7 protein-coding genes are annotated in these 12,346 nt (G+C 61.0%); all 7 read left to right on the top strand.

Features of this window, described 5'->3' with window-relative positions; translation table 11 throughout:
* The first annotated feature begins 3 nt into the window (after positions 1 to 3).
* The 7 genes from RUI03_RS13285 to RUI03_RS13255 all read left to right on the top strand — a co-directional run bounded on the left by RUI03_RS13285 (position 4) and on the right by RUI03_RS13255 (position 12,338).
* Positions 4 to 1,452, top strand: a complete 1,449-nt coding sequence (locus tag RUI03_RS13285; RefSeq protein WP_410795952.1) for an NAD(P)-dependent oxidoreductase — start codon at positions 4 to 6, stop codon at positions 1,450 to 1,452.
* Positions 1,453 to 1,529: 77 nt separating this feature from the next.
* Positions 1,530 to 6,029 (top strand): glutamate synthase large subunit, encoded by a 4,500-nt coding sequence (gltB, locus tag RUI03_RS13280; RefSeq protein ID WP_317287946.1) that lies wholly within the window; start codon positions 1,530 to 1,532, stop codon positions 6,027 to 6,029.
* A gap of 344 nt (positions 6,030 to 6,373) precedes the next feature.
* On the top strand, positions 6,374 to 8,047 hold the full coding sequence (gene ilvD / locus RUI03_RS13275; protein ID WP_317287945.1) for a dihydroxy-acid dehydratase: 1,674 nt from the start codon (positions 6,374 to 6,376) through the stop codon (positions 8,045 to 8,047).
* On the top strand, positions 8,044 to 9,072 hold the full coding sequence (gene ilvC, locus RUI03_RS13270) for a ketol-acid reductoisomerase (protein WP_410795880.1): 1,029 nt from the start codon (positions 8,044 to 8,046) through the stop codon (positions 9,070 to 9,072). The genes ilvD and ilvC overlap by 4 nt, the downstream gene beginning before the upstream one ends.
* Before the next feature lie 20 nt (positions 9,073 to 9,092).
* Positions 9,093 to 10,790, top strand: a complete 1,698-nt coding sequence (gene ilvG / locus RUI03_RS13265; protein ID WP_317287944.1) for an acetolactate synthase 2 catalytic subunit — start codon at positions 9,093 to 9,095, stop codon at positions 10,788 to 10,790.
* Positions 10,787 to 11,077: an ACT domain-containing protein gene (locus RUI03_RS13260; RefSeq protein ID WP_317287943.1), complete on the top strand. Its 291-nt coding sequence runs from the start codon at positions 10,787 to 10,789 to the stop codon at positions 11,075 to 11,077. Before ilvG ends, RUI03_RS13260 begins: the two co-directional genes overlap by 4 nt.
* Positions 11,061 to 12,338, top strand: coding sequence for a threonine ammonia-lyase (locus tag RUI03_RS13255; protein WP_317287942.1), 1,278 nt, complete (start codon positions 11,061 to 11,063; stop codon positions 12,336 to 12,338). Before RUI03_RS13260 ends, RUI03_RS13255 begins: the two co-directional genes overlap by 17 nt.
* The last annotated feature ends 8 nt before the right edge of the window (positions 12,339 to 12,346 follow it).

Genomic DNA, 12,346 nt, shown 5'->3' with positions numbered 1-12,346 from the left:
GATATGTTGAAATTCGTAACGACCCCCCGGAAGACGCCGGAAAAACGTGCCGCAGAAGTGCGTCGCGAAGATTTTTCCGAAATCTATACGGGGTTCAAGGTCAGTGAAGCGGAGACGCAGTCTTCGCGCTGTTCGCAATGCGGTGTCCCGTTCTGTGCGTCGGGCTGTCCGTTAGGCAATCATATTCCCGACTGGCTCATGCTGGCCGCTGAAGGACGGCTGGATGAGGCCTATGAGGTGTCCTCCTCGACCTCCACCATGCCCGAAATTTGTGGCCGCATCTGCCCGCAGGACCGCCTGTGCGAGGGGTCATGCGTGATCGAGCAATCGGGCCACGGCACCGTGACGATCGGCGCTGTCGAGCAGTTCATCACGGAGACGGCCTGGCAGGAAGGCTGGGTCAAGCCGATCCAGCCGCGTCGTGAGCGTGCGCAGTCCGTTGGCATCATCGGTGCGGGTCCCGGCGGTATGGCCGCGGCTGATCGCCTGCGGTCGCTGGGCTATCAGGTCACGATCTATGACCGTTACGACCGCGCCGGCGGTCTGCTGACCTACGGCATTCCCGGGTTCAAACTTGAGAAGCATGTCGTCGCACGACGTGTCCAGCGGCTCGAAGAGGCGGGGGTCACCTTCGTTCTCAACACGGATATCGGCAAAGACATTTCCTTTGCCGAATTGCGCGAGAAGCATGATGCCGTGCTGGTGACGACCGGCGTCTACAAGGCGCGCGACCTGACCCTGCCGGGCAGCGGCAATAATGGCGTTGTGCCGGCGCTGCAGTACCTCACGGCATCGAACCGCAAGGGCTTTGGCGACGAGGTGATCGACTATGAAAGCGGTCTTCTGAACGCTGAGGGCAAGCGCGTCGTCGTGATTGGCGGGGGTGACACCGCCATGGACTGTGTCCGCACCGCCATCCGCCAGGATGCAGCATCGGTCACCTGTCTTTATCGCCGTGACCGGGCCAACATGCCCGGCTCCGCCCGCGAAGTGCAGAACGCCGAAGAAGAGGGCGTGGAATTTCGTTGGCTGTCGGCCCCCAAAGCCGTCCTTGGCGATGCAAACCGGGTGACCGGTGTCCGGGTCGCGCGCATGCGCCTCGGTGCGCCCGATGCCTCCGGTCGTCAGGCGCCTGAAGAAGTGCCCGGTGACGACGTGGAACTGGAAGCCGATCTCGTGATCAAGGCCCTCGGCTTTGATCCTGAGGACATGCCCGGCCTGTTCGGCGATCCGGAATTGTCGATCACCCGTTGGGGGACCCTGAAGGTGGACCCGAAGACGTTTCAGACCGTCGTGCCAGGCGTATTTGCGGCCGGTGATATCGTTCGCGGCGCATCGCTCGTCGTCTGGGCTATCCATGATGGACAAAAGGCGGCCGCCGCGATGCACACTCATTTGACGGCAGAGGCTGCCACCAAGAAAGCCGCTGCTGATCTCGCTTCCGTCGCCTGATCGACGCGATACGATTAACGCTTGATGCAAGGCCCTTCCCCGATGCCGGGACAGGGCCCCCGCAAGGGACCGATAAAATGACGAATGACTTTTTTGGCCGCCCTTTTGATGGCCTTTATGACCCTCGTGACGAGCGGGATGCCTGCGGCGTCGGCCTGATCGCCGCCATTGATGGCAAGCCGCGGCGCGAGGTCGTGTCCAAAGCAATCGCCGCCCTGAAGGCCGTGTGGCACCGCGGGGCTGTGGCATCGGATGGCGCAACGGGTGATGGCGCTGGCGTGCGCATCGGCGTGAGCCAGGAATTCTTCAAGGACAAGGTCGTGCGCGGCGGGCAGGAGCCCGGCCAGAACGACGTCTGCGTTGGCATGATCTTCCTGCCACGGACGGATTTCGGGGCCCAGGACAAGGCCCGCGCCATCGTTGAAACCGAGATCCTGCGTTTTGGTTTTCGGCTTTATGGCTGGCGTCAGGTGCCGGTCGATCCGTCGGTGATCGGCCGCAAAGCCAACGACACGCGACCAGAAATCGAGCAGCTCCTGTTCCACGATCCGTCGGGCCGCGACAGCTCGGAACTGGAGCGGACCCTCTATATCGTCCGTCGCCGGATTGAGAAGCAGGTGCTCGCTGCGAGTATTCCTGACTTCTACATCTGCTCGCTGTCGCCGACTGATGTGATCTACAAGGGCATGTTTCTGGCGCAGGACATCGACAAATTTTACCTGGACCTGCAGGACAGCCGATTCGTCTCGTCCTTTGCCATCTTCCACCAGCGGTATTCCACCAACACGTTCCCGCAATGGCGACTGGCCCAGCCTTTCCGCATGCTGGCACATAATGGTGAGATCAACACGCTGCGCGGCAATGTGAACTGGATGAAGAGCCACGAGATCAAGATGGCGTCCAGTGTCTATGGCGACCATGACGAGGACATCAAGCCGATCATCCAGCCCGGGACGTCGGATAGTGGCGCGCTTGACTCCGTCTACGAAGTGCTTGTGCGGGCAGGGCGTTCCGCGCCCATGGTGAAAGCGCTGCTGATACCTGAGGCTTGGTCAAAGCGGACGTCGATCATGTCGCCGGAACGCCGCGCGCTCTACGAATATTGCAATGCCGTCATGGAGCCGTGGGACGGCCCCGCGGCAATTGCCGCCTGTGACGGGCGCTGGGCCATTGCCGGCCTCGACCGGAACGGTCTGCGGCCACTGCGCTATGCTTTGTCCGATGACGGCTTGTTGGCCGTGGGGTCCGAGACCGGCATGTGCCCGCTCGGTGACAAGTTTGTGGTCAAGCGCGGTTCCGTCTCTGCGGGCGGCATGATTGCCGTCGATCTCAAAGAGGGGCGTTTCTACGACAATGACGCGATCCTCGACAAGCTGACGGCGGCGCACCCATACGACAAATGGCTGACCAACATTAAGGACCTCGAAAAGATGATCGGGCCGGGGCCCGAGGATCGTCTGTTCGAAGATGATACCCTGGGTCGGCGCCAGTATGGGGCGGGCTACACGGCTGAAGATCTGGAACTCATCCTGAAGCCCATGGCCATGGACGGCAAGGAAGCCATCGGTTCGATGGGTGACGACACGCCACTCGCTGTGCTGTCTGACCAATATCGTCCGTTGCCGCACTTCTTCCGCCAGCGGTTCAGCCAGGTGACAAACCCGCCAATCGACCCGCTGCGCGAAGGCCGCGTGATGAGTCTCAAGACGCGCTTCAAGAATCTGGGCAATATTCTTGCTGAAGATTCGGCGCAGACGAACGTTTTTGTTCTCGACGGTCCGATCCTGACCAATGGCATGCTTGAGCGCATGAAAACGACCCTCGGGGAAGGGGTGGTCGAGATCGACTGTACCGCGCCGCTGCCATCCTCCGATGCACCGTCCGGCAGCACCCTCGCTGAAGCCCTTGATCGCATCCGTCAGGACGCCTGTGACGCGATCGAGAAAGGCGGGGCAGGACACATCATTCTGACCGATCGCCATCAGTCTGCGGACCGGATGCCGGTGCCCATGGTGCTGGCCACGGGCGGCGTTCACCGCCGCCTGATCGAGCGTGGTCTACGCTCCCGCTGTTCGCTCAACGTTCAGTCGGCGGAGTGCCTGGACGCTCATTATTCAGCGGTGCTGATTGGCGTCGGCGCAACGACCGTGAACCCGTACCTTGCGATGGAGACCATTGCCGACCGTCACGAAGCGGGCCGGTATGGTGACCTGACCCTGTCCCAGTGTCTGGTGAACTACAAGAAGTCGGTTGAGGCCGGTCTTCTCAAGATCATCTCGAAAATGGGTGTGTCGGTGCTGTCCGCCTATCGGGGCGGCTGTAACTTTGAAACTGTCGGACTGTCCCGCACACTGATTTCCGAGTTCTTCCCCGATGCGTCGAGCCGGATTTCCGGGCTCGGGCTCTCCGGTATCGAGAAGGCACTTTATCGCCTGCACCAGACGGCCTGGGACGAAACGCTTGCCCGGTTGCCGGTCGGGTCGTTCTACCGGATCCGCAAGGGAGGCGAGCGTCATGCCTATGAGGCTGAAGCCGTCCGTCACCTGCACAATTCCGTGCGGAACAACGACTATGTCGAGTTCAAGAAGTTCTCGGCTATCCTGCAGTCGCAGGACGCGATCCAGCTGCGGGACCTGCTCGGCTTCCGCCTGCCGGAACGCGCAACGCCGATGGACCAGGTTGAAAGTGTCAACTCGATCCGCCAGCGTTTCGTGACACCCGGCATGTCGCTGGGGGCCCTATCCGAAGAGGCACACGGAACATTGAACCTGGCCATGAACCGGATCGGCGCCAAGTCGGTGTCCGGCGAGGGTGGCGAGGATCCGGCGCGGTATGAGCGGCGTCCGAACGGTGACAACTGGAACTCTGCGGTCAAGCAGATCGCATCGGGCCGCTTTGGTGTGACCGCGGAATATCTGAACCAGTGCCGCGAGATCGAGATCAAAGTGGCGCAGGGCGCCAAGCCCGGCGAAGGTGGGCAGCTGCCCGGCTTCAAGGTGACAGAATTCATCGCCAAGATGCGCAAGTCGACGCCCGGCGTGACACTGATTTCGCCACCGCCGCACCACGACATCTATTCGATCGAAGATTTGGCGCAGCTGATCTATGACCTGAAGCAGATCAATCCGTCAGCACGCGTCTGCGTGAAGCTCGTTTCCTCTGCTGGCGTGGGCACCATTGCGGTGGGCGTCGCCAAGGCCAAAGCGGATGTCATCCTGATTGCCGGTCATGTGGGGGGCACAGGTGCCAGCCCGCAGACATCGATCAAATTTGCGGGCAGTCCGTGGGAGCTGGGCCTGGCGGAAGCCAACCAGATCCTGACACTGAATGATATGCGCGAATCCGTCACCTTGCGGACGGACGGGGGTCTGCGGACTGGCCGCGATATCGTTATCGCTGCCATGCTGGGGGCGGAAGAATTCGGCATCGGTACCCTGTCATTGGTCGCCATGGGCTGTCTGATCGTTCGTCAGTGTCAGGCTAATACCTGCCCTGTCGGCATCTGCACCCAGGATGACAGCCTGCGCAGCCGGTTTGTCGGCACAGCGGATCACGTGATCAATCTGATGACGTTCCTCGCCGAGGAGGTGCGCGAAATTCTGTCTCAACTGGGGATGAAGTCGATCGATGACGTCATTGGCCGGACAGACCTGTTGCGTCAGATCAGCCGTGGATCGCCTGATCTTGACGACCTCGACCTGAACCCGCTCCTCGTGCGCGCGCAGGAGACGGATCATCCGCCGCGCTCTGACCGGACCCACCGCAATGAAGTTGGTGAGACGCTCGACGCGCAGGTGATGCAGGACTCTGCTCCCGTCTGGGAGCGCATGGAGAAAATGCAGCTGACCTATACGGTGAAGAATACGCACCGTGCGGTCGGTACTTGGACGAGCGGCGAGATTGTTCGCCGGTTCGGGCCTGAGGGGCTGCCCGATGGCCATCTGACATTGTCTCTGCGCGGATCAGCGGGGCAGTCTCTCGGGGCGTTCGGGGCCAACGGCCTGCGGATTCAGCTGGAAGGCGACTCCAATGACTATGTGGGCAAGGGCCTGTCCGGTGCGCAGATCGTCATTCGTCCGTTCTCCAAGGAGCCGTGGACCCAGGACGTCATCATCGGCAATACCTGCCTTTATGGCGCGAGCGCAGGCTATCTTCTGGCGGCAGGCCGCGCAGGGGAACGCTTCGCCGTGCGCAACTCCGGTGCCGTCGCGGTGATTGAAGGCTGCGGCTCAAATGGTTGTGAGTACATGACCGGCGGTACGGTCGTCATTCTTGGATCCGTGGGGGACAATTTCGGCGCGGGGATGACCGGCGGCGAAGCCTTTGTGTTCGACCAGGAGTCGCGGTTTGAGTTGCTGGTCAATCCAGAGCATGTCCACTGGATGCGCCCCACAGCTGAAAAAGAAGAAGAATTGCGGGCGTTGGTCACACGTCATGCAGAACAGACAGGATCGCCCCGCGCTTTGGAAATGCTGGGCAATTGGGAGGAGGAGAAAGACCATTTCTGGTATGTCGCCCCGACAGACAGGATCGAAGCCCTGTCCAACGCGGCGCCAACGCAGAAAGACGCCATCTGATCTGGCGCAATGACAGAAAACGGCGCACAGCGCGCGCAACTCAGCATAAGATGGCTTTTGGTGGTTGCGTGCCCTGCGACGTTATGGTAGCGGACCTGCACGCGGGCCTCGCTCGCACGTTTTTTCGGAATTGGATCAGATGGTAAACGCGACTGTCCTAGCGAACCTCGTCAACGTCCCGCTCGCGCGGGTCGCGGCTCGGCTCGTGGTCGGTCTCGTACTCCTTATTGACTTCATATCCCCGCGGGAGCGGCATCGGTAAACGCATACGCAGCGCCGAGGCAAAGCTCCCGAAAGGGAGCTTTTTTTTTAACCTTCACCACAAATGACAGAAGACCAGGACCATGACCCGACAAAAACGTAGCGACGCCATCACCAAAGGACCCTCACGGGCAGCGGCGAGAGCAATGTTGCGGGCAACCGGCATGTCGGATGAGGATTTCGACAAGCCCATGGTCGCGGTGATCAACACCTATTCTTCGGTCACGCCGTGCAACATGCACCTGCGTGACCTGGCCGCGCCTGTTGTCGAGGGCGTGCGCGAAGGCGGCGGTGTGCCGGTCGAATTTGGGACCATCGTCGTCTCCGACGGCATTACCATGGGCCATGAAGGAATGCGGGCATCTTTGATGTCGCGCGAGGTCATCGCGGACTCGATCGAGTTGGCTGTGCGCGGCCATGCGCTTGATGCCGCGGTCATTCTGGTTGGCTGTGACAAGACCCTGCCAGCCGCCGCCATGGCCCTGTCTCGGATGGATATCCCGGGCGTCATTTTTTACGGCGGGACCATCGCGCCCGGCTGCCTGAACGACAAGGACGTCACCATTCAGGACGTATTCGAAGCAGTCGGTGCGCACTCCCAAGGCCAGATCGGTGATAGTGAACTGGACGCGGTTGAGCGCCACGCCTGCCCCGGCGCCGGCGCCTGTGGTGGTCAGTTCACGGCCAATACGATGGCCATGGCCCTGGCATTCCTCGGCCTGGCGCCGTTGGGCGCGGGCGATCCACCGGCCACGGATGAAGCGAAGGCGGGTGAGGCCCATCGTTGCGGCATGCTCGCGGCGAAACGGGCGCTCGAAGGGCCGGATTCGCGCCATTTCGTGACCGAAACCTCCCTGCGAAATGCCGCCGTTTCAGTCGTTGCTTCTGGCGGTTCCACCAATGCCGTCCTGCACCTCGCCGCAATCGCGACAGAGGCGGGCGTACCGTTCTCTATCGATATTTTTGATGAGCTGTCGCGCATCGCACCCGTGTTTGCGGACATGAAGCCAGGTGGCCGCTATGTGGCCGTTGATCTGTACAAGGCCGGGGGCTGCCGTCTGTTCGGCAAACGCCTGCGCGAAGCAGGCCTGATCGTGGATGCACCCACCGTCTCAGGCCGGACCCTGTTCGAAGAGATCGACCTGGCGGAAGAAGCGCCAGATCAGAAAGTGGTCCGTCCACTGGACAACCCGCTGAAAAAGACGGGCGGCCTGCGCGTCCTGTACGGCCAGGTGGCCCCTGAAGGTGCCGTCCTGAAAACCGCTGGCTATTCCGATGGCGTTTTCGAGGGCACGGCCCGCGTTTTTGAATGCGAAGAAGATGCCTTCGCTGCCGTCGGTCGTGGCGAGATCAAGGAAGGCCATGTTGTCGTGATCCGCTATGAAGGACCCAAAGGCGGTCCTGGCATGCGCGAAATGCTGGCGACCACGGCGGCCATTGCCGGGCAGGGCCTGGCCGGCAAGGTCGCGCTCATCACCGATGGCCGGTTCTCTGGCGCCAGTCACGGCTTTGTGATCGGTCACGTGGCGCCTGAGGCGGCGCTCGGCGGCCCGATCGGCCTGCTGAAAGATGGCGACCGTATGCGGATCGATGCGGAAGCACGGACCATCGACGCGGATATCGACTGGGATGCCCGCGCCAAAGAAATCACCCCGCGTCCACCCCGTTATATGGGCGGCGCTTTTGATAAATACGCAGCTCTCGTCGGTTCGGCGAGCAAGGGCGCAACGACCACTGTGACGGAAGGAAGATCATGAGTACCAAGGAAGAAATGCGCGTCTTCACCAAGGATGACGTGAAGCCGGGCACCTTTGACGGCACCACAATTGCCATCATCGGCTTTGGCAGCCAGGGGCGTTCCCACGCCCGCAACCTGCGGGACTCCGGTCTCGATGTTATCATCGGTGCACGTCGCGGCGGACCATCGGAAGCCAAGGCCGAGGCCGATGGCTTCCGCGTTCTGCCGCCTGACCAGGCCGCCAAGGAAGCGCAGCTGATCGCGATCACCGCGCCGGACATGCAGCATGAGAGCATCTTCCAGAACGACGTTCTGCCAAACCTGAAAGATGGCGATACGGTTCTGTTCGCCCACGGTTTTTCTGTCCTTTACGGCCGCGTGAAGCCCCCAAAGAATGTCGACGTCGTCATGGTGGCGCCCAAGGGTCCCGGTGACCTCGTCCGTCGTGAGTATGAAAAAGGCCGGGGCGTGCCCTGTCTGTTCGCCGTCTATCAGGACGCGTCTCGCAAAGCCTCTGATCGCGCGCTCGCCTACGCGGACGGCATTGGCGGTACCGCCGCTGCGATCTTTGAAACGACCTTCCGCGACGAGACCGAAACTGACCTGTTCGGTGAACAGGCTGTCCTGTGCGGCGGCGTGACCGAGCTTGTGAAAATGGGCTTCGAAACCCTGACGGAAGCCGGCTACGCGCCCGAGTTGGCCTATTATGAGTGCCTGCACGAGCTGAAGCTGATCGTGGATCTGCTGCATGAAGGCGGCATCGCGAAAATGCATGAGTTCATCTCCGAAACAGCCGCCTATGGCGATCTGGTTTCGGGTCCTCGCGTGGTCAACGAGACCTCCCGCGAAGCGATGCGCGCTGTCCTCAAGGATATTCAGGACGGGACATTCGCCCGCGAATGGATCCTCGAAAACCAGGCTGGCAAAGCCCGCTATGACCAGCTGATGCATCAGGATCTGGACCACGAGATGGAAGAAGTGGGCCAGAAACTCCGCAGCCGGATGAGCTGGCTGCAGCCTGGCGCCAACAACGCAGACAAATGAACCGATAAAGGCTCGACCCCATGAACACCACCGCCCCCAAGCTTGATCAACAGACCGTCGCTCGCCCGAAAACCGGTGCGTCGCTTGTCGTGGACTCGTTGCTGGCCCAGGGGGTGGATACGGTGTTTGGCTATCCCGGCGGCGCCATCATGCCCGTCTATGATGCCATTCCGGGGTCTGGTCTGCGACACATTCTGTGTCGGCACGAACAGGCATGCGCCTTCGCCGCTGCGGCGGTGGGGCGCATGACCCGCAGGGCGGGGGTGTGCTTTGCCACCTCCGGCCCGGGCGCGACCAATCTTGTCACCGGCATTGCCGATGCGTTCATGGATTCCGTGCCCATGGTTGCCATCACGGGGCAGGTCGCCCAGCCTGTGATGGGTACGGATGCTTTTCAGGAAATTGACACCTTCGGTATCACCATGCCGATCGTGAAGCATTCCTATATCGTCCGTGATCCAAACGATATTCCCCGCATCATCGCCGAAGCCATCGAAATCGCTGAGAGCGGCCGGCCGGGTCCCGTTGTCATTGACATCCCCAAGGATGTGCAGGTGGCTGGTGCGCAGGCTGACGTCATTGCGCGGGTAGAGCATACGGACAACACGCTCGACGAAGACGGCCTGCGCCGCGCCGAAGCGGCTGTTCGTGATGCCAGCAAGCCCCTCTTCTATCTGGGCGGTGGCATTGTGCGCGCCGGTGCGGTTGATGCGGTGCGAAAGCTAGTCGAGCGGTCCAAAATTCCGGCCGTCTGTACACTGCAGGGGCTGGGCGTCCTGCCTACTGGCCATCCGCAACTGCTAGGCATGCTGGGCATGCACGGCACCAAGCAGGCCAACCTCGCTGTTCAGGACTGCGATTTGCTGATCGTTGTCGGCGCCCGGTTTGATGACCGGGCCACGGGCAAGCTGGATACTTTTGCCCCCCATGCCCGCGTTGTGCATTTTGACCGCGATGCCTCCGAAATTTCAAAGCTGCGCCACGCCCATGTCGCTGTGTCGTGCGAAATCAAACCCATGCTGGAAGCGTTCCGGCCCGAGCCCAACTCTATCGGTCCGTGGCAGGAGCAGTGCCTCGCCTGGCGCGATGAGAACCCGATCCGCTACGATGCGCCGGGTGAAGGGATTTATGCGCCCGCGCTCCTGAAAGAGCTGTCTGAGCAGGCGGGCGACAAGTTTGTGGCAGTGTCCGATGTGGGCCAGCACCAGATGTGGGTCGCCCAGCATTGCCGCTTTTCCCGTCCTCAGGCGCATATTACGTCCGGTGGCCTCGGATCCATGGGATTTGGCTTGCCGACCGCCATTGGCGCGAAGGTGGCAGAGCCCGATTCCGTAGTCGTCTCAATCAGCGGTGACGGCGGCGTGATGATGAACATCCAGGAGCTGGCGACCATGCGCCGCTATGGCATACCGCTGAAAGCCATTGTTCTGAATAACTCCCGCCTTGGGATGGTTCGTCAGTGGCAGGAGCTGTTCTTTGATGGTAACTTCTCTGAAGTGGATCTGTCGGACAATCCTGACTTTGCAGCGGTGGCGCAGGCTTTCGGTATCGAAGGCTTCACGATCAAAAGCCCGAACGAGGTGCCCGCCGCGATTGAACGGCTGTTGGCGGCGGAAGGCCCTATCCTGATGCATGTGGTGATCGATCCGGCTGAAAATGTCTGGCCGATCGTTCCCGCCGGTAAATCGAATTCTGACATGATGGATGCACCAAAATGACCATCGAGACCCTGACCATCGAAAGTGACGACGTGAACGGCACGCTGCGCCGGATCTGGACGATTATCGAGCAGCGCGGCTGGTATGTGCGCAGCCTTCTGGTGGAAGAAATCGAAGGCGGTGTGACGACGCGAGTGCAGGTCTCTCCCTACGGCTCAACGCGCTCTATCGAAACGCTCCGACTGCAGATCGAACGGCTGGTCAATGTCCGTTATGTCCGTCTGGAGCGGCGCAGTCGCGAACAGCCAAGTCAGTGGAAGGAAATACCCCATGCCACTGTCATCTGAGGTCGCACCGGTAGCGGCGCCCGAGGCAATCCTCGGGCTGGACGAAGGCGTCTTTGACGATATCGTTTCCAAACGGGACCCCGCCTGGTCCAGGATTGTAGAGACGCCGTGTATCCACTCGCCGAAATTGTCCGCAGCGACGGGATGCGACCTGTTCCTGAAATTTGATAATTTTCAGTACACGGGAAGTTTCAAAGAACGCGGTGCCTTGGCCAAGCTGCTCAGCCTGAGTGAGCAGGAACGCGCGGTCGGTGTAATCGCGGCGTCAGCCGGCAACCACGCCCAGGGTGTCGCCAGGCACGCGGCGCTGCTCGGCATTGATGCGACAATTGTCATGCCGCAATTCACCCCCATGGTGAAAGTGGAACAGACGCGTGCGCTCGGCGCACGGGTCGTGTTGACCGGCGCTGATTACGGCGAAGCCGATGCCGCTGCCCACAAGATCTGTTCGGAGGAAGGGCTGACTTTCGTTCATCCGTTTGACGACCCCTATGTCTGTGCTGGTCAGGGCACGGTTGCCGCGGAAATGCTCGCCACGGTGCCAGATCTTGATACGTTGATCGTGCCAATTGGTGGCGGCGGTCTGATCTCAGGCACGGCCATTGTCGCCAAACGGATCAATCCAAACATCCGGATCATCGGCGTACAGGCGGCCCTGTTCCCGGGCATGCTGAATGCTGTGAAGGGGGGGCATCGCCCCTGTGGCGGCATGACCCTCGCTGAGGGGATCGCGGTCCGCGAACCCGGACAATTGACGCGCCAGGTGGTCTCTCAACTCGTTGATGAAATCGTCACCGTGGAAGAACCCAATCTGGAAAGCGCCCTGTCCATGTTGCTGACGATCCAGAAGACGCTGGCGGAGGGCGCAGGCGCGGCAGGTCTTGCCGCCGTGCTGGCCCATCCATCGCTGTTCCGTGGTCGGAAGGTCGGATCGATCATCTGCGGGGGCAATATCGACACCCGGCTCCTGTCATCCATCCTGATGCGTGATCTGGCGCGCCAGCGGCGACTGGCCCGGTTGCGTATTGAACTGATTGACATACCCGGCCAGCTGACAACGGTTTCAGAAGCCATTTCGGCTGCCGGCGGAAACGTCATTGATATTTCTTACCATAGAATTTTCAACGACTTACCGGCAAAATCGACGTATATTGATATTTCGGTCGAGGCCAGCGATGGCCTGCAAATGGACCGTATTATCGACTCGCTTCGTGCTGCGGGCCTTTCCGTGGCGCCATTAACGGCCAACCAGAACCAATAGAGGAGAAA

Origin of the sequence: Parvularcula sp. LCG005, assembly GCF_032930845.1 — a bacterium.
Taxonomy (GTDB): domain Bacteria; phylum Pseudomonadota; class Alphaproteobacteria; order Caulobacterales; family Parvularculaceae; genus Parvularcula.
Note: the sequence above shows the minus strand (reverse complement) of the source record. Positions and strands in the feature narration are given on the sequence as shown.